General features: G+C 67.1%; 16 protein-coding genes and 1 tRNA gene. 13 read left to right on the forward strand and 4 right to left on the reverse strand.

The annotated features are described in order from the left end of the window. Window positions 1-6: 6 nt before the first annotated feature. A complete protein-coding gene (locus M1L61_RS08320; protein ID WP_010484296.1) occupies window positions 7-522 on the forward strand; it encodes a hypothetical protein in 516 nt (171 codons plus the stop codon). Window positions 523-718: 196 nt separating this feature from the next. Here M1L61_RS08320 and fdxA read toward each other — a convergent pair whose 3' ends face one another. Then, the gene (gene fdxA / locus M1L61_RS08325; protein ID WP_004153066.1) at window positions 719-1,042 is read right to left on the reverse strand and encodes a ferredoxin FdxA; all 324 of its coding nucleotides are present in this window, start codon (window positions 1,040-1,042) and stop codon (window positions 719-721) included. Between the two features lie 192 nt (window positions 1,043-1,234). Here fdxA and M1L61_RS08330 point away from each other — a divergent pair, with 192 nt between their 5' ends. Beyond that, entirely contained in the window at window positions 1,235-2,659 is a 1,425-nt protein-coding gene (locus M1L61_RS08330; RefSeq protein ID WP_053442820.1) for a sugar porter family MFS transporter, read from the forward strand. Between the two features lie 448 nt (window positions 2,660-3,107). On the opposite strand, the gene M1L61_RS08335 is transcribed toward M1L61_RS08330, so the two are convergent. After that, window positions 3,108-3,182 (reverse strand) — tRNA-Glu (locus tag M1L61_RS08335). 52 nt (window positions 3,183-3,234) lie between these two features. Between M1L61_RS08335 and pcnB the strand changes: the two genes are divergently transcribed. The 9 genes from pcnB to M1L61_RS08380 all read left to right on the forward strand — a co-directional run bounded on the left by pcnB (window position 3,235) and on the right by M1L61_RS08380 (window position 12,834). After that, window positions 3,235-4,614 (forward strand): polynucleotide adenylyltransferase PcnB, encoded by a 1,380-nt coding sequence (pcnB, locus tag M1L61_RS08340; RefSeq protein WP_032128849.1) that lies wholly within the window; start codon window positions 3,235-3,237, stop codon window positions 4,612-4,614. Between the two features lie 3 nt (window positions 4,615-4,617). Further along, window positions 4,618-5,103 (forward strand): 2-amino-4-hydroxy-6-hydroxymethyldihydropteridine diphosphokinase, encoded by a 486-nt coding sequence (folK, locus tag M1L61_RS08345; protein ID WP_043402536.1) that lies wholly within the window; start codon window positions 4,618-4,620, stop codon window positions 5,101-5,103. Window positions 5,104-5,137: 34 nt separating this feature from the next. Continuing rightward, window positions 5,138-5,953: a 3-methyl-2-oxobutanoate hydroxymethyltransferase gene (panB, locus tag M1L61_RS08350; RefSeq protein WP_004153072.1), complete on the forward strand. Its 816-nt coding sequence runs from the start codon at window positions 5,138-5,140 to the stop codon at window positions 5,951-5,953. Further along, entirely contained in the window at window positions 5,950-6,789 is an 840-nt protein-coding gene (gene panC, locus M1L61_RS08355; RefSeq protein ID WP_043402539.1) for a pantoate--beta-alanine ligase, read from the forward strand. Before panB ends, panC begins: the two co-directional genes overlap by 4 nt. Before the next feature lie 66 nt (window positions 6,790-6,855). Then, window positions 6,856-7,353, forward strand: a complete 498-nt coding sequence (locus M1L61_RS08360; protein WP_248854563.1) for a hypothetical protein — start codon at window positions 6,856-6,858, stop codon at window positions 7,351-7,353. 87 nt (window positions 7,354-7,440) lie between these two features. Then, on the forward strand, window positions 7,441-7,821 hold the full coding sequence (gene panD, locus M1L61_RS08365) for an aspartate 1-decarboxylase (RefSeq protein ID WP_005409061.1): 381 nt from the start codon (window positions 7,441-7,443) through the stop codon (window positions 7,819-7,821). Beyond that, on the forward strand, window positions 7,818-9,332 hold the full coding sequence (pgi, locus tag M1L61_RS08370; protein WP_248854564.1) for a glucose-6-phosphate isomerase: 1,515 nt from the start codon (window positions 7,818-7,820) through the stop codon (window positions 9,330-9,332). The genes panD and pgi overlap by 4 nt, the downstream gene beginning before the upstream one ends. A 315-nt stretch (window positions 9,333-9,647) precedes the next feature. Then, window positions 9,648-9,854 (forward strand): DUF6229 family protein, encoded by a 207-nt coding sequence (locus M1L61_RS08375; RefSeq protein ID WP_043402549.1) that lies wholly within the window; start codon window positions 9,648-9,650, stop codon window positions 9,852-9,854. A gap of 82 nt (window positions 9,855-9,936) precedes the next feature. After that, window positions 9,937-12,834 carry a type 2 lanthipeptide synthetase LanM family protein gene (locus M1L61_RS08380; RefSeq protein WP_248854565.1) on the forward strand — a complete coding sequence of 966 codons (2,898 nt, stop codon included), beginning with the start codon at window positions 9,937-9,939 and terminating at the stop codon, window positions 12,832-12,834. A gap of 21 nt (window positions 12,835-12,855) precedes the next feature. Here the strand turns inward: M1L61_RS08380 and M1L61_RS08385 are convergent, their stop codons facing one another. Further along, on the reverse strand, window positions 12,856-13,419 hold the full coding sequence (locus M1L61_RS08385; RefSeq protein ID WP_005409063.1) for a response regulator transcription factor: 564 nt from the start codon (window positions 13,417-13,419) through the stop codon (window positions 12,856-12,858). Beyond that, window positions 13,416-14,642, reverse strand: coding sequence for an ATP-binding protein (locus tag M1L61_RS08390; protein ID WP_049453348.1), 1,227 nt, complete (start codon window positions 14,640-14,642; stop codon window positions 13,416-13,418). The genes M1L61_RS08385 and M1L61_RS08390 overlap by 4 nt, the downstream gene beginning before the upstream one ends. Window positions 14,643-14,756: 114 nt before the next feature. Between M1L61_RS08390 and ispG the strand changes: the two genes are divergently transcribed. Continuing rightward, window positions 14,757-16,022, forward strand: coding sequence for a flavodoxin-dependent (E)-4-hydroxy-3-methylbut-2-enyl-diphosphate synthase (ispG, locus tag M1L61_RS08395; protein ID WP_049483053.1), 1,266 nt, complete (start codon window positions 14,757-14,759; stop codon window positions 16,020-16,022). After that, the gene (locus tag M1L61_RS08400) at window positions 16,003-16,752 is read left to right on the forward strand and encodes a phosphatase PAP2 family protein (RefSeq protein ID WP_019338327.1); all 750 of its coding nucleotides are present in this window, start codon (window positions 16,003-16,005) and stop codon (window positions 16,750-16,752) included. Before ispG ends, M1L61_RS08400 begins: the two co-directional genes overlap by 20 nt. Window positions 16,753-16,939 lie beyond the last annotated feature (187 nt).

Genomic DNA, 16,939 nt, shown 5'->3' on the forward strand with positions numbered 1-16,939 from the left:
ATTCACATGCGTCAATCCGTATCCACCGTCCGCGTGCTGTCCTACGCCCTGCTTGCGGTGGCCGTTGCCGCCGGCACCACCGGCTGCTTCAAGCGTGGTGTCAAGGGCGACTACGCCCTGGCCCCGGAAATGCGTCCGCTGGAAGTGCCGCCGGACCTGAACCTGCCGACCACCACCGGTGACAACAAGGTGCCGACGCTGGCATCGGCGACCAAGCCGGCCGCGCCTGCGGCTGCGGCCCCGGCCGTGGGCAACACCGGTTTCACCATCGCCGGTGGCAAGGACGAGGCTTTCGCCAAGGTCGGCACCGCGCTGGAAGGCGTGGAAGGTGTGACCATTGCCAGCCGCGCGCAGCTGCTGGGCTCGTATGACGTGGCCTACGAAGGCAGCAACTTCCTGGTCCGCGTGGTCGCCGTCGATGCTGGCGCCTACATCTCCGCGGTCGACCCGCGTGGCCTGCCGGCCACCGCCGAAGCGCCGGTGAAGCTGATCGCTGCGCTGAAGGCGAAGCTGGCGCAGTAAGGGCTGGTCGGGTGGGGGCGGGCCTTGGTCCGCACCCGCTCTGGTGGAGGCCGACCTTGGTCGGCGCTTCTGTGCCAACCAAGGTTGGCACCTGCCGGATCGCAAGGTTGGCATACCGGATCTTGCGGTTGGCGTTTACCGGAAAACAGAAAAGGGCGCCCGTGGGCGCCCTTTTCGTTGCCGCCGTGGGCGCTTCTCAGCGCTCCAGCAGCTTCAGCTTGTCCGGCTTGCCGTCCCATTCGCCGGCATCGGCGGGCGGGTCCTTGCGCACGGTCAGCACCGGCCACTCCTTCGCCAGCTCGGCGTTGAGGGCCACGAAACTTTCCTGGCCGGCAGGAACATCGTCCTCCGGGAAGATCGCGTTGACCGGGCATTCCGGTTCGCAGAGGGTGCAGTCGATGCACTCATCCGGGTCGATCACCAGGAAGTTGGGGCCTTCGTGGAAGCAATCCACGGGGCACACTTCCACGCAATCGGTGTGTTTGCACTTGATGCAGTTTTCGGTGACGACAAAGGGCATGGGCTGGGGGTGGATCGATTCCTGAACCCCCCAATTCTAGAACAGGTTGGCCCCCGGTGTCGGTGCGGGGCGGAAATCGGGCGTCTGGCAGGCGCGGCCGTGGCGGTCATTGGCGGCAGGGCGAGGCCTGTGCGACGCTGCGGGTCAGCCGGCTGCGTCGGATGGCCGGACCCCTTCCCAGCAGGATCGTCCATGTCCCCAGCCCAGCCCAACATCGCCTCCCATGGCGGTGAGAACACTGCATTCATCGTCCTGATCAGCTGCGTGGCCACCCTGGGTGGATTCCTGTTCGGCTTCGACAGTGGTGTCATCAATGGCACGGTCGATGGCCTGCGCCAGGCTTTCAACTCCAGTGAGGCGGCGCTCGGTTTCGAGGTCGCCTCGATGCTGCTGGGCTGCGCGATCGGTGCCTTCCTGGCCGGCTGGCTGGGAGATCGCCTGGGCCGTCGTGGCGTGCTGATCGCCTCGGCGCTGATGTTCCTGGTTTCGGCGCTGGGTGCCGGTGCCGCACACGCCTCCTGGTTGTTCATTGCCGCACGCGTGCTCGGCGGCTTCGCGGTGGGCGCGGCCAGTGTAATGTCGCCGGCCTACATTGCCGAGGTGGCTTCGGCGCGCTATCGCGGGCGTTTGGCCACGGTGCAGCAGATGGCGATCATCTGCGGCCTGTTCGCCGCCTTCCTCAGCAATTACCTGCTGGCCCGTGCCGCTGGGGCGTCGACCGAGCCGCTATGGCTGGGCCATGAGGCCTGGCGCTGGATGTTCTGGATGCAGGCGCTGCCGTCGGGGCTGTTCCTGCTGTTGTTGCTGGTGATTCCGGAAAGCCCGCGCTTTCTGGTCGTGAAAGGGCGTCAGCAGCAGGCGAGGGCGGTACTGTCGCGGCTGTACGGCGAGGCCGCTGCGGCGGCCAAGCAGGCCGAGATCGAAGCCAGCCTGGCGCAGGACCAGCACAAGCCGCGCTTTGCCGACCTGCGCGACACGGTCAGCGGCAAGCTGCGCCCGATCCTCTGGGTGGGCATCGGCCTGGCCATGTTCCAGCAGCTGGTCGGCATCAACGTGGTGTTCTATTACGGCGCGGTGCTGTGGCAGGCGGTGGGCTTCTCGGAAAGCGATGCGCTGCTGATCAACGTGCTGTCCGGCGCGCTGAGCATCGGCGCCTGTCTGCTGACGGTGCTGTTGATCGACCGCATCGGGCGCAAGCCGCTGCTGTGGATCGGTTCGGTCGGCATGTCGGTGGCGCTGGTGCTGATGGTGGTTGCCTTCGCCAGTGGCAGCCTGGCCGACGGTCGCCTGCAGTTGTCCGACGGCATGGGCCGACTGGCGCTGGTGGCAGCCAACGTCTACGTGGTGTTCTTCAACATGTCCTGGGGCCCGGTGATGTGGGTGATGCTGGGCGAGATGTTCCCCAATCAGATCCGTGGTCCGGCGCTGGCGGTGGCCGGCGCCGCGCAATGGACCTCGAACTTCGCGATCACCGTGACCTTCCCGATGCTGCTGGCCGGCATCGGCCTGGCCGGCGCCTACGGCATCTATACGGTGGCGGCCATCCTCTCGATCTTCTTCGTGGTCCGCTACGTGCGCGAGACCAAGGGCAAGGAGCTGGAGCAGATGGAAGGCTGACGGCGACTGGCTTCGGTTGCATTCCGTTGGCGCCTGCCTGTCCAGAGTGTGAGGGGGCAGGCCGCCCTCTCCAGGACACGCAAAAGCCCATCCATGGTGCTCGATGGCGCCATCCATGGCGCCAACGGTCCTGGAGAGGGCGGCCCGCCCCCTCCTGACAGTTTCATGGTGCGTGCGGATGCGGCGAAGTGCTGGTCGGTTATTGCCGCAGCTCGCGGGAAACCGTCCAGAGTCGGTGGGGTCACCCAGGGCAGGACCGTTGCGCCAAGGATGGCGCCATCGAGCCCCCATGGATGGGTTCACGGCGTGTCCTGCCCTGGGTGACCCCACCGGCTCAAGCCGATTGCAGGCAGGCGCCAAAGCGACCAAGCCGATCGATGCCATTGCAAACCCCGGAAAACAGAAAAGCCCACACAAGGCGGGCTTTTTCGGTTCCTGCTGCGGCGACTGGCGCTCCCTAGGGGACTCGAACCCCTGTTTTAGCCTTGAGAGGGCCACGTCCTAACCACTAGACGAAGGGAGCGTAACTGTGTCGCTGCCGAGGCAGGAGCGCTAGTATATGCACCTCGATGCCATTGGGCAATCCCGAAACTTCAACCGGAAGCGCCAACATCATTTCCTCTGCTACATCACCGTTCAGCCTGCGCGTCATCCCGCGCGACCAGCACACGATCTCCCGCAAGGACATCAGCCCGAACGCCCTGCGCGTGCTTTATCGCCTGCGCGATGCCGGCTTCGGCGCCTACCTTGTCGGCGGCGCGGTGCGCGATCTGCTGGTCAATGGCCAACCCAAGGATTTCGACGTGGCCACCGATGCCACGCCCGAACAGGTCAAGCAGCTGTTCCGCAACTGCCGCCTGATCGGTCGTCGGTTCCGCCTCGCCCACGTCGTGTTCGGCCGCGAGATCATCGAAGTCGCCACCTTCCGTGCCAACAGCGATGACGGCAGCGGCGACCGCGAGATGGAAAACGGCATGCTCGTGCGCGACAACGTGTACGGCACCATCGAAGACGACGCCATCCGCCGCGACTTCACCTGCAACGCCCTGTACTACGCCATCGAGGACTTCTCGGTGCGTGATTACACCGGCGGCTTCGAAGACGTCCAGGCGCGCCTGATGAAACTGATCGGCGACCCCGAGCAGCGTTATCGCGAAGACCCGGTGCGCATGCTGCGTGCGGTGCGCCTGGCGGCCAAGCTCGGCTTCCAGATCGAAGAGGGCACCGCCGCGCCGATCCCGCACCTGGCTGGCCTGCTCAACGAAGCCGCACCGGCACGCCTGTTCGAGGAGGTGCTCAAGCTGTTCCTGTCCGGGCACGGCGTGGCCAGCTTCGAAGGCCTTGAGCGTTACGGCCTGCTCGACGTGCTGTTCCCGGAAAGCGCCAAGGCATTGAAGTCCAACCGCACCGGTGCGCTGCGCCGCATGCTGGTCGAGGGCCTGGCCAACACCGATGCGCGCGTGGCCAACGACGAGCCGGTCTCGCCGGCGTTCCTGTTCGCGCTGCTGCTGTGGCCGGCGTTCTGCCGCGCGCAGGCGACCCTGCTCAAGCAGGGCGTGGCACCGGAGGAGGCACAGCGCCGTGCTGCCGACCGTGTGACCGTGCAGCAGCTGAGCACCATCGCATTGCCGCGCCGCTTTTCGCTGCCGATGCAGGAAATCTGGCTGCTGCAGTCGCGCTTCAGTTCGCGCCAGCGCAAGCGCGTGTTCCGTACCCTGACCCACCCGCGCTTCCGCGCCGCGTTCGACTTCCTCAGCCTGCGTCAGGTGGCCTCGGCCGAGCACGCCGCCGATGTCGAGTTCTGGCGCGAGGCACAGGCGCAGTCCGGCCGCGAGCTGGAATCGTCGCTGGACGTGATGCACAGCGAAGAGGGTGATGACGAGAGCGGGGCACCGCGCAAGCGCCGCCGTCGCCGCCGTCGTCCGGGCGCCCCGGCCGGTGCGGCTGGCGAGTAAACGATGACTCTTGCCTGGATCGGCCTCGGCGCCAACCTTGGCGACGCGGCCGCGACCGTGGGCGCGGCGATTGCCGCGCTCGACGCGCTGCCCGGTACCCGCCTGCGCCAGGCCTCGCGGCTTTATGCCACGCCGGCCTGGGGCAATGAAGACCAGCCGCCGTTCGTCAACGCGGTGGCCTCGGTCGAAACCACATTGCCGGCCGATGAGCTGCTGCAGGCGATGCTTGCGCTGGAGCAGGGTTTTGGCCGCGTGCGCGACCCCGCGATGCACTGGGGCCCGCGCGCGCTGGACCTGGACCTGCTGCTGTATGGCGCGCAGGTGCTCGACCATCCCGGCCTGCAGGTACCGCATCCCTACATGCACGAGCGTGCCTTCGTGCTGGTGCCGCTGGCCGAAATCGCGCCGGATCTGGCCATTCCCGGCCATGGCCGCGTGCAGGATGCAGTGATGCGGGTGGATGCCTGCGGGATCGCGCCGATAGGGTGATAATGCCCGGGTTATCTCCCCCGGTTATCAGCACATGAGCACCCACGCAGACAGCAAGCCCTGGACCGTTCCCGCCCTGGCCGAGGCCAAGCGCAATGGCCAGAAGCTGGTCATGTTGACCGCCTACGACGCCGGCTTTGCCCGTACCTTCGATGCCAATGGCGTCGACCTGATCCTGATCGGCGATTCGCTGGGCATGGTCGTGCAGGGCCATGATTCGACCCTGCCGGTGACCGTGGCCGACATGGTCTACCACACCCGCGCCGTAGCCCGCGTGCTGCAGCGTGCGCTGCTGGTGGCCGACCTGCCGTTCGGTGCCGATGCCACCCCGGAACGCGCGCTGGATGCATCGCTGCAGCTGCTGCAGGCCGGTGCCGAGATGGTCAAGATCGAAGGTGCCGGCTTCAAGGTCGACATCATCCGTTACCTGGTCGAGCGTGAGATTCCGGTCTGCGCTCACCTGGGCCTGACCCCGCAGTCGGTGCTGCGCCTGGGCGGCTTCAAGATCCAGGGCCGTGGCGATGCCGCGCGCCAGCTGGTGGAAGATGCCAGGGCCGTGGCCGCTGCCGGCGCCAGCATCATGGTGCTCGAATGCGTGCCGACCCCGGTCGCCGCCGAAGTGACCGCGGCGGTGGATGTTCCGACCATCGGCATCGGTGCCGGCCCGCAGTGCGACGGCCAGGTGCTGGTGCTGCACGATTTCCTCGGCCTGGACAGTGGCCATCGCCGTCCCAAGTTCGTCAAGGATTTCCTTGCCGAAGGCGGTTCGGTGGCCGGTGCCACCCGCGCCTATGCCGACGCCGTGCGCGACGGCAGCTTCCCCGACGAACAGCACGCCTACGCCCAATGATCCAGACCTTCAACGAGCTCGGCGCGCTGCGCGAGCAGATCGCCCAGTGGAAGCGCGAGGGCCTGCGCGTGGCGCTGGTGCCGACCATGGGCAACCTGCATGGTGGCCACCATTCGCTGGTGACCCTGGCCCGCCAGTACGCCGACAAGGTGGTGACGAGTATCTTCGTCAACCCGACCCAGTTCGGGCCGAACGAGGACTTCAGCCGCTACCCGCGCACGCCCGAGGCTGACGTGGCCGGGCTGGAGCAGGCCGGCTGCGATGCGGTGTGGCTGCCCAGCGTCGAGGCGATGTATCCGCTGGGCGTGGACAAGACCACGCAGATGCACGCGCCGGGTGTCAGTGAAGTGCTGGAAGGCGCCAGCCGCCCGGGCCACTTCGACGGCGTGTGCACGGTGGTGGCGCGCCTGTTCCTGCAGGTGCAGCCGGATGTGGCCGTGTTCGGCCGCAAGGATTACCAGCAGCTGGCCGTGATCAGGCAGATGGTGGCCGAGCTGTCGTTCCCGATCCAGATCGTCGGTGCCGAGATCGTGCGCGACGAGGATGGCCTGGCCAAGAGTTCGCGCAACCAGTACCTCAACGCCGAACAGCGACCGGTTGCGACGACCATTCACCGCACGCTGCTGGGCATGCGCGAAGGCTACGTGGCCGGGCACACGCGGGTGCAGATCGAGGCCGACGCCACGGCGGCGCTGCAGGCGGCCGGTTTCCAGGTCGACTACGCCGTGCTGCGCACGCCCGAGCTGGCCGAGCCGACCTTCGACGGCGGTGGCCGCGTGGCGCTGATCGCCGCGCGCCTGGGCACGACGCGCCTGATTGACAACCTGGAGTTCTGAGCCGCACGCGGCTTGGGGGCGCCCGCAACGGGCGCCTCTGCACTTCCCACGGACGGGAGACCGGAAATGAAAGCCCCCAGCACTGATACCGGCCGCCTCGCCCAGGCCTCGATCCTGGCGGTGCTGGCGGCAGGCATGTTGCCGGCCCAGCTGTTTGGCGGCCTGTTGTTCGCGCTCGAATTCAGGCGTACGCCGATGCCTGCGCTCACCGGTGGTGGGCTGATGTTCGTACTGGCCGTCTGCAATGCCATCGCGGTGTTGCTGCCGATGGCGCTGATCCTGCAGTCTCAGCAGCCCCTGCGCCGGGCCGGCTTCGTGCTGGTCGGCTTCGGGCTGGGCGCGCTGGCCATGGCCACCTGCGCCTGGCCGGGAGAAAACCAGGGGCCCTGGCTGCAGCGCCTGCGCTACGTCGATACCTTCGATGTGATCAGCTATGCCTTGCAGGTGCTGGCCGCGGGAGGCTTCGGGCTGGTCGCCGGGCTGGCCTTCCATACGGTGTTCCGGCTGTCTCTGGAAGGCAGTTCCGGGCACGCAGCGCCGCCGCCGCCGCGGGAGGGCACCTGAACAGCCTTCAGCGTCCTGCTGCAGCCCCCTGACGATGGTCAAGCGGGTGCTAGAATCCGCTCTTTCCTTTGCCGTTGCAGCGCCCCCATGCACCTGTCCCTGCTCAAGACCAAGATCCACCGCGCCACCGTCACCCATTCCGAGCTGAACTACGAAGGCTCGATCGCCATCGATGACAACCTGCTGGCTGCCACCGGCATCCGCGAGTTCGAACAGGTGCACATCTGGGACGTGACCAACGGTGCGCGCTTCTCGACCTATGCCATCCGCGCCGAAGCCGGCAGCGGCGTTGTCTCGCTCAACGGTGGCGCCGCGCGCCACGTGCAGGTCGGTGACATCATCATCATCGCCGCGTTCGCCAGCATGACCGAGCAGGAAGCTGACAGCTTCAAGCCGAAGCTGGTGTACGTTGATGGCAAGAACCAGATCACCCACACCAACGACACGATCCCGACCCAGGCCGCATGACAACGAACAACGGATTCGACTCGCTGCATTCCCATGCCCAGCGCCTGAAGGGCGCAAGCATCCCCAGCCTGCTCGCCGCCGAACCCGGCCGCGTGCAGGATCTGGCGCTGCGGGTCGGTCCGTTGTACGTCAACTTCGCCCGGCAGAAATACGATGCCGCGGCGCTACAGGCATTGCTGGCTTTGGCCGCCGAGCGTGATGTCGGCGGTGCCATCACCCGCCTGTTCCGTGGCGAGCAGGTCAATCTGACCGAACGTCGCGCCGCGCTGCACACCGCGCTGCGTGGCGATGTGGTCGATGCGCCGGTGGCAGCCGAGGCCTATGCCACCGCGCGCACGATCCGCCAGCGCATGGGCGTGCTGGTGCGCGCGCTGGAAGACAGCGGCGTCACCGACGTGGTCAGCGTCGGCATCGGCGGTTCCGATCTCGGTCCGCGCCTGGTCGCCGATGCGCTGCGCCCGGTCAGCGGCGCGCGCCTGCGCGTGCATTTCGTGTCGAACGTGGACGGCGCCGCCATGCAGCGCACGCTGGCCACGCTGGATCCGGCCAGGACCGCCGGCATCCTCATTTCCAAGACCTTCGGTACCCAGGAAACCCTGCTCAACGGGCAGATCCTGCACGACTGGCTGGGGGGCAGCGAGCGCCTGTACGCGGTCAGCGCCAACCCCGAGCGTGCGGCCAAGGCCTTCGCCATCGCCGCCGATCGCGTGCTGCCGATGTGGGATTGGGTCGGTGGCCGTTATTCGCTGTGGTCGGCCGTCGGTTTCCCGATTGCACTGGCCATCGGTTTCGAGCGTTTCGAACAACTGCTGGAAGGTGCCGCGCAGATGGACGCGCATGCACTGGATGCGCCGCTGGAGCGCAACCTGCCGGTGCTGCACGGCCTGACCGACATCTGGAACCGCAACGTGCTGGGCCATGCCACGCACGCGGTGATGACCTACGACCAGCGCCTGGCGTTGCTGCCGGCCTACCTGCAGCAGCTGGTGATGGAAAGCCTGGGCAAGCGCGTGCAGCGTGATGGGCAGCCGGTCACCACCGACACCGTGCCGGTGTGGTGGGGCGGGGCGGGCACCGACGTGCAGCACAGTTTCTTCCAGGCGCTGCACCAGGGCACCAGCATCGTGCCGGCCGATTTCATCGGCTGCGTGCACAACGATGATCCCTACACGATCAATCATCAGGCGCTGCTGGCCAACCTGCTGGCACAGACCGAGGCGCTGGCCAACGGCCAGAGCAGCGACGACCCGCACCGCGATTATCCGGGCGGCCGCCCGAGCACGCTGATCCTGCTCGACGCGCTGACCCCGCAGGCGCTGGGCGCACTGATCGCCATGTACGAACACGCTGTGTACGTGCAGTCGGTGATCTGGAACATCAATGCCTTCGACCAGTTCGGTGTCGAGCTTGGCAAGCAGCTGGCCAGTGGCCTGTTGCCGGCGCTGCAGGGTGAGGATGTGGCGATTGCCGATCCGATGACCCGCGAGATCCTGGCGCAGCTGAAGGGCTGATACGGGGTGCGGATGGGCCGGCGCCAGCCGGCCATCCCATGTCTCTCCGGTTGCCTTCGATCCGGTCGCGCATGAAGGCTGCGCGGCCACTCATTCCGTCCTGTTTCCGTGCTGCACATGCCGCGCTTCCGCGTGCCTGCCGCAGCGCAGCTTGACTGTGCATTGCGTGCCAATGCAGTGTGCACGGGCGGCTGTACCTGTCATCCAGTATCGCTCGCAGCATGATGTTGATGCCAGGGACTGGCCGTATCCGAAGGAACGTGGAATCGATCCACGTTCTCAACGCCTCATGTTGTGAATGACAGGAGATTGCGAATGGATCTGAATGACGATGTTGTGTCCGGCTGGCTCAACGGCGCGGACGATGTGGATGGGTGCGCCAACCCTGCGGGTTCGCTGTTCATCTACGGTGCGGCAGCCACCGAAGCGGCCCTCACCGGAGCTTCGGACACCATGATCACCGGGGGCACCAACGAGTGCACCACCACGGTATCGGTGATCAACCACTGCCTGTGTTGCTGATGTAACCCGAGCCGGCACGCAGAGGCATGCAGCTGCGTGCCGGCGACTGGAACAGACTTCCCGATACCTTGCAGGGGGCGTAATGACCGCTTCTCCGGCTGCGGCTGCGTTTGCGCGCATCACCGAACATTTCCTTGCCCATGCGCGCGCCGCGTTGGCGACTGGCCTGCATGACCCTGCCATTGCGCTGCAGCCCGGTGAGCGTGAACTGCTGCACGCGCAGGGCGACGCGGCGCTGCGTGAGCATGCCCAGCTCAAGCTCAACCGCGTGCTGCTGCTGGAACTGCACGCCGCTGCACGCAGTGGTGACATCGGCCCGCTGGGCAGTGCGGGTGCGCTGGACGAATTCGTTGCCCTGGCCACGAGCGAGGGCTTCCGTACGCATCTGCAGCGACGCTATCCGGTGCTGCTGCCGCGCCTGACGCGCATGCTCGAAGGACAATGTGCGGCGGTGGTGGAGCTCGCTGTGCGCATCGGCAGTGATCGTGCGGCGCTGGCGGGGTTGCTGGGCGCGCCGGCGGGCACGCTGCATGCCGTTGCATTGGGACGGGGTGACCTGCATGGTGGCGGCCGGACTGTGGCACGGCTGCAGTTCGAAGGCGGCACGGTGATGTACAAGCCACGCTCATTGCGCATCGATGCGACGCTCGACGGCCTGTTGTGCACGCTCTTCGGTGACGGCCCTGACCGCGTATGCGTGCCGAAGGTGATTGATCGTGGCAGCCACGGCTGGGCCGCCTTCGCCGCGCACCGCTACTGTGCCGATGACGTTGAACTGCGTGCCTACTATCGCGGTCTTGGCCATTGGCTGGCGATCCTGCGCCTGGTGGGTGGCACCGACATCCATCTGGAGAACCTGATCGCGGTCGGGCCGGTGCCGGTTGTGGTCGACGCCGAAAGCGTGTTCTCCCGGGTAATCGAAATCGAGCCATCAGGACTTGGCGATGCGTACGACACCGCCGTCAAGCTGATGCGCAATTCAGTGCTGCGTACCGGAATCGTGCCGTTCCGTACTGCCGGCCTGGGCATGGAAGGCGTGGATCTGTCTGCAGCCGGCGCACTGCCGGGCGAGCAGCCGCGGGTGCAGGTGCCGGTGATTGTCGAGGGCGGGACGGAACCGGCCCGGTTGGGCATGGTCGAGGCCGAGGTCTCCGTTGCGCAGAATCATCCCAGCGCGCAGCCCGATGTGTCGTTGTACTGGGACCACATCAGCGAGGGCTTCATCGACGCCAGTGGGCGCCTGCGCGCGCTCGATGCCAAGGGCGAACTGATGCCACTCCTGGCGGCTTTCGAAGGCTGTCAGGTGCGCGACGTGCGGCGGCCGACAATGGCCTACGCAGAGCTCGGGCGGATGCTCTGGCATCCAGCCTCGCTGCACAACGAAGCCCAGGCGGTTGAACGCGCGATCGATCTGCTGGTGCGCAATGCGGCGGTGTCGCCGGCTGCGCCATCGGACCTGGACACCGTCCGCGGCGAAGTGGATGACCTGCGCCACGGCGATATTCCGATTTTCACCTCGCAGCTGGATGCGGCCCGTATCCGCGCCATCGCCGACAACTGGCGCGCGATGCGCATCGACCTGGAAGACGTGACCATCCGCAGCACGCTGGTGGCCACCGACCTGAACCAGCATGCGCTGGCCCGCGCCGAGGCTCGATCCGGCTACAGCTATGCCGCACAGCATCCGCGTGCGGACGACCTGGACGCGCGCCGTCGTACGCTGGCCGCGCGCGCGGTGGAGAGCCTGCTGCGGCTGGCGGTGCATGGTGAGGACGGTTCGATGACCTGGATCACCCCCGAGGTGACCCGTACCGGATGGACCGTCCAGCCGGTGCAGCCCGACCTGTATTTCGGGCTGGGAGGTATTGCATTCGCATTGGCGGCTTATCACCGGGAAGTGGAGCAGGGGCGTGCCGACCCGGTAGCGGGGCTGGGCCCGGCCATCGATGGCGCCCTTGCGGTGTTCCAGACCATGTGTGAGCAGCACCCCGCCGAGATCGATGGTGGATTCGTCGGAACCGGTTCACAGATATGGACATTGCTGGCATTGCACGACCTGTTGCAGCGACCGGCGTTGCTGGTGCTGGCGGAACGTTGTGCGGAAGCCGCAGAGCGTCGCGGCTTCCAGGAGGCGACAAAGTTCGAACTGATTGATGGCGTGTCCGGCATGATCCTGCCGTTGCTGTCGCTGGCCGCGGCTACCGGGAACGCACGCTGGCTGGAGCTGGCCGCCGCAGCGGGGCGTCGCATGCAGGAAGCGGCGATCGTCGATGCCGACGGCGCACGCTGGCCGACGCCACAGTTCCGCGAGCCGATCGGTGGCTTCGGCCACGGTGCGATGGGCATGGGCTGGGCGCTGGCACGGCTGGCGCGTTCGGATGCCGGCAGCGTGCCTGAGCGAGCGGCCTGGCGGCAGTTGGCTGAAGGAGCGTTTGCGTTCCAGGCGGCGCTGTTCGAACCGCATACCGGGCACTGGCGTGACATCCACCTGCAGGATGGGCAGAAGAACTTCCCGACCTGGTGCCATGGCAGCGTTGGTATCGGTCTGGCGGCGGCGGATCTGTATGCCCGCACCGGCGATCCCGCGCAGTTGCGTGACATGCGGCGGGCTGTGGCCGACGCGCGCGGCAAATGGGGGTTCAGCCACACCCTGTGCCACGGCGATGTGTCCACCCGGGAGCTGCTGGTGCTGGCGGCTGCGCTGGATCCGGAGGGATGTCCCTATCCGCAGGATGAGGCGGCCATCGAGATCGTTTCTTCAATCGAGGAGCACCAGGGCATGGTCGGCGGACTGACCCGCGCGGCCTTCACTCCGGGCCTGATGATCGGCCTGGCAGGTGCGATCTATGGTTTCCTGCGCATGCATCCGGCCTGCGCGCTGCCGTCGCCGTTGCTGCAGGAGACGACAGTGGCCCGGGTCGATGCACCGGCATCGCGTTCCATTACCGCGCAGGACCGAGCGGTGCTGGCCGAGGTCTGAGCCGGACGGGGCCGGCCGCGATCAACGGCTGGGATCGCGTTCCGGGCTCGGTCGCTTGGCCAGCTTGCGCTGCAGCGAACGCCGGTGCATGCCGAGCAGGCGTGCGGCCGCCGATACGTTGCCACCGGTCTCGTGCATCGCCTGCTGGATGTGTTCCCACTGCAGGCGGCTGATCGGCGTCATCGCGTCCGGCACTTCCATTTCGCCATCGTCGGCCGGGCCGTCATCTTCCTCGCCGAGGGCGCGCAGGATCATCGGCACCGTGGCCGGCTTCGGCAGGTAGTCGTCGGCGCCGAGCTTGATCGCCTCCACGGCGGTGGCGATGCTGGCGTAGCCGGTCACCAGCAGGATGCGCATGTCCGCGCGCAGCGCGCGCAGTGGTTGGATCAGTGCCAGGCCGGAGTCGCTGCCCAGCTTCAGGTCGATCAACGCGAAGGCGGGCGGATGCTGGCGGGCCAACGCCAGTGCGCTGGCGGCATCCTGCGCGGTCTGCGTTTCCAGCCCCTTGCGGGCCAGGCTGCGCTGCAGCGTGCGCAGGTACAGTTCGTCGTCGTCGACCAGCAGGCCGAGGGTTGAGGCGCTCATGGGGTTTCCTCGCGTAGGGCCAGCGGCAGGCGGAAGCCGACGCGGCTGCCGGCCCCTTGGGCCGGGCGCATCCACATCTCGCCGTCGAGGCGTTCGATGGTGGCATGGGACAGGGCCAGGCCGACCCCCATGCCTTCACTCTTGCTGCTGCCGAACAGCTTGCCCGGCAGCACCGCGGCGCGCGCGTTGAAGCCGTGGCCGTAGTCACGCACCTCGCCGATCAGATCGTTGCCTTCGATGCGCAGGTCCAGGTCCACGCGCGGCCGGCCGGCCTGTTCGCCGGCATCGGCGGCATTGTTGAGCAGGACCATCAGCAGATGGCCCACGCCGGGATCCAGCGGCAGCCGCAGCGGTGCATCGTCGTTGCGGTGCAGATCGATGGTCGGACGCACCAGTCGCCACTGTTCCAGCACCTGCTGGGCCGTGGATACCGCCCGGCCCGGGCCGTCCGCCGAGGCCGGTGCGGCCAGCGCCAGCACACGCTCGCGGCACTGCACCAGCAACTCGCGCAGGGTTTCCATGTCCTCGCGCACTTCCGGCTCTTCACTGCGCTCGGCCACGTCGTCGGCGAGCAGGGTCATGGTGGCCAGCGGTGTATTCAGTTCGTGCGCCACCGACGCGGCATGGGTCGCCAGGGCGACGATGCCCTCGTTGCGGGCGAAGCGTTCGCGCAGCGCCGACAGTTCCAGTTCGCGCTGGCGCAGCGCCAGTGCCAGGCGGGTGGAGAAGGCCAGCACCACTGCGGCGGAAATCAGGAAATTGGCGACCACGCCCCAGCGGTTGAGGTCCTGCGCACGGAAATAGCCATCCGGCAGCGACTGGCCGAAGATGCCGCTGGCGGCGTAGCCGAGCAGGCAGGCCAGCGCGACCGCCAGCGCCCAGCGCAGGGGCAGGGCGAAGGCGGCCAGTGCGATCAGGATCAGGAACAGTGAACTGAACGGGTTGGCCATGCCACCGCTCCAGCCCACCATCCAGGTCAGGATGATCACATCCACCAGGATGTGGCCGAATGCGGTCAGCGGCGCGGTGTCGGCCGCTTCCGGGCGCAGCTGGGTATAGACGTTGAACAGGGTCAGCACGGCCACGCCGGCCCACAGCGGCAGCTGCGGCAACGGCAGGCCCAGCACCCAGGTGGCGACCAGGATGGTGGCGGCCTGGCCACCTACGGCAAGCCAGCGCAGGCTGCACAGGGTTCGGAGAAACGGGGCGTCGGGACCGGTCATTCACGCTCATCCTATGCGTTCACGCGTGACCGTGCCTGCGACAATCGGCCGCAGCCGTGCCGCCGGCTGAATGCGAGTCACCCGGAATGCGGGAGCGGGCGGTAGAATGCGCCCATGCACGACGCCGTCACCCGCCCGACCCCCCCCTCCGATGCCACCTCCTGGCCCCGCCGCCAGACCCATGCCGTGCAGATCGGCGGGGTCACCGTAGGTGGAGGCAAGCCGGTGGTGGTGCAGTCGATGACCAACACCGACACGTCCGACGTGGCCTCCAGCGTGAAGCAGGTGGCCGAGCTCTGGCGTGCCGGTTCGGAAATGGTGCGTTTGACCGTCAACACCGTTGAAGCCGCTGCGGCGATCCCGCGCATCGTCGACAAGCTGGCGATGATGGGCATCGACGTGCCGCTGATCGGTGACTTCCATTACAACGGCCACCAGTTGCTGACCGCCGAACCGGCGTGTGCCGAAGCGCTGGCCAAGTACCGCATCAACCCGGGCAACGTCGGCTTCGGCAAGAAAAAGGACCTGCAGTTCGCCCAGCTGATCGAGTTCGCGATCCGCTACAACAAGCCGGTGCGCATCGGCGCCAACTGGGGCTCGCTGGACCAGGCCCTGGCGGCGAAGCTGATGGACGAGAACAACCTGCGCGAACAGCCCTGGGACGCCGGTCGCGTGCTGCGCGAGGCGCTGATCCGCTCGGCGCTGGATTCGGCCGAGCAGGCAGTGGAACTCGGCCTGCCGCGCGACCGCATCGTGCTGTCGGCCAAGGTCAGCGGCGTGCAGGAGCTGATCGCGGTGTACCGCGACCTGGCCCAGCGCTCGGACTTCGCCCTGCACCTGGGCCTGACCGAGGCCGGCATCGGCAGCAAGGGCATCGTCGCCTCGTCCGCGGCGCTGAGCGTGCTGCTGCAGGAAGGCATCGGAGACACCATCCGCATCTCGCTGACCCCGGAACCGGGCCAGTCGCGCACGCAGGAAGTGATCGTCGCCCAGGAACTGCTGCAGACCACCGGCCAGCGTGCCTTCACGCCGCTGGTCACGGCCTGCCCGGGCTGCGGCCGCACCACCTCCGAGTTCTTCCAGGAGCTGGCCAAGGTGGTGCAGAACCACGTGCGCGAGAAGATGCCGCTGTGGAAGATCCACCACCCGGGGGCGGAGAACATGACCCTGGCGGTGATGGGCTGCATCGTCAACGGGCCGGGTGAGTCGCGCCATGCGAACATCGGCATCTCGTTGCCGGGCACGGGTGAAACGCCTGCAGCGCCGGTGTTCGTCGATGGCGAGAAGAAGGTGACCCTGCGTGGCGACAACATCGCCCAGGAGTTCGTCGCCCTGATCGACGATTACGTCGAACACACGTATGTCCGAAGCGCCGGATAAGCCTGCGATCCTCGCTGCACCGGAGTCCGCCTCCGGCTTCCGCCACTGGATGGCGCGCAACGCCTGGCGCCTGGTCCTGCTGTTCGGCGGTGTGTTGCTGCCGCTGGCCGGCTTCGTCGCCCTGGCTGACGAGGTGCACGAGTTTGAATCGTTCCATTTCGACGCGCCGCTGCTGTGGCAGATGCATGGCCTGCATTCGCCGCTGCTGGACCGCTTCTTCATGCTCATCTCCAAACTGGGCTACGAATGGTTCCTGATCCCGGCCGACGTGCTGATCATCGGCGCGCTGCTGGGCTACCGGCGTTGGCGCGAGGCCACCTTCGTGGCGGTCAGCTTCGTCGGCTCGGCGCTACTGAACATGGGCAGCAAGCACTTCTTCCAGCGCCAGCGCCCCAGCCTGTGGGAATCGATCGCGCCGGAATCGACGTTCAGCTTCCCCAGCGGCCACGCGATGGGCTCGATGACCCTGGCGGTGACCCTGGTACTGCTGGCCTGGAACACCCGCTGGCGCTGGCCGGTGCTGCTGCTGGCGCCGGCATTCAGCCTGCTGGTCAGCGTGTCCCGGGTCTATCTGGGGGTGCATTACCCCTCCGATATCCTGGCCGGGTGGTGTGCCGCGCTGGTTTGGGTGGTAGGGTGCTATCTGGTCATGTTCAGTCGCCGGCACCCTTGGCGACGTCACGGCCCGCCGCCAGCGAAGGCCAGCGAAGCATCATCACAGGGGGATTGACGTGGATGGCCCTTGAGGGACGTCTACGTGATAGATCAGTTGTTTCGTTGCAGCAGGTTCTGCAAGACAGGGGGCAAGCACAACGCGCGGTACTGTGATGCGCAGGGCAGATTGCCGGGGTCGCATTCCGAACGCGCTTGCAGGGGTATCGGCACCCCACCTAGCTTGACCTGCAATGGCCGCATTC

The sequence above is a fragment of the Stenotrophomonas sp. NY11291 genome (assembly GCF_023277365.1).
Lineage (GTDB): Bacteria > Pseudomonadota > Gammaproteobacteria > Xanthomonadales > Xanthomonadaceae > Stenotrophomonas > Stenotrophomonas geniculata.

What these genes read in the sequence shown, in the direction of transcription:
- M1L61_RS08330 (WP_053442820.1), top strand. Translation starts at nt 1,235, where the DNA reads ATGTCCCCAGCCCAGCCCAACATCGCCTCCCATGGCGGTGAGAACACT.
- pgi (WP_248854564.1), top strand. Translation starts at nt 7,818, where the DNA reads ATGACAACGAACAACGGATTCGACTCGCTGCATTCCCATGCCCAGCGC.
- panB (WP_004153072.1), top strand. Translation starts at nt 5,138, where the DNA reads ATGAGCACCCACGCAGACAGCAAGCCCTGGACCGTTCCCGCCCTGGCC.
- M1L61_RS08360 (WP_248854563.1), top strand. Translation starts at nt 6,856, where the DNA reads ATGAAAGCCCCCAGCACTGATACCGGCCGCCTCGCCCAGGCCTCGATC.
- M1L61_RS08390 (WP_049453348.1), bottom strand. Translation starts at nt 14,642, where the DNA reads ATGACCGGTCCCGACGCCCCGTTTCTCCGAACCCTGTGCAGCCTGCGC.
- M1L61_RS08385 (WP_005409063.1), bottom strand. Translation starts at nt 13,419, where the DNA reads ATGAGCGCCTCAACCCTCGGCCTGCTGGTCGACGACGACGAACTGTAC.
- M1L61_RS08380 (WP_248854565.1), top strand. Translation starts at nt 9,937, where the DNA reads ATGACCGCTTCTCCGGCTGCGGCTGCGTTTGCGCGCATCACCGAACAT.
- M1L61_RS08320 (WP_010484296.1), top strand. Translation starts at nt 7, where the DNA reads ATGCGTCAATCCGTATCCACCGTCCGCGTGCTGTCCTACGCCCTGCTT.
- M1L61_RS08375 (WP_043402549.1), top strand. Translation starts at nt 9,648, where the DNA reads ATGGATCTGAATGACGATGTTGTGTCCGGCTGGCTCAACGGCGCGGAC.
- panC (WP_043402539.1), top strand. Translation starts at nt 5,950, where the DNA reads ATGATCCAGACCTTCAACGAGCTCGGCGCGCTGCGCGAGCAGATCGCC.
- fdxA (WP_004153066.1), bottom strand. Translation starts at nt 1,042, where the DNA reads ATGCCCTTTGTCGTCACCGAAAACTGCATCAAGTGCAAACACACCGAT.
- panD (WP_005409061.1), top strand. Translation starts at nt 7,441, where the DNA reads ATGCACCTGTCCCTGCTCAAGACCAAGATCCACCGCGCCACCGTCACC.
- ispG (WP_049483053.1), top strand. Translation starts at nt 14,757, where the DNA reads ATGCACGACGCCGTCACCCGCCCGACCCCCCCCTCCGATGCCACCTCC.
- folK (WP_043402536.1), top strand. Translation starts at nt 4,618, where the DNA reads ATGACTCTTGCCTGGATCGGCCTCGGCGCCAACCTTGGCGACGCGGCC.
- M1L61_RS08400 (WP_019338327.1), top strand. Translation starts at nt 16,003, where the DNA reads ATGTCCGAAGCGCCGGATAAGCCTGCGATCCTCGCTGCACCGGAGTCC.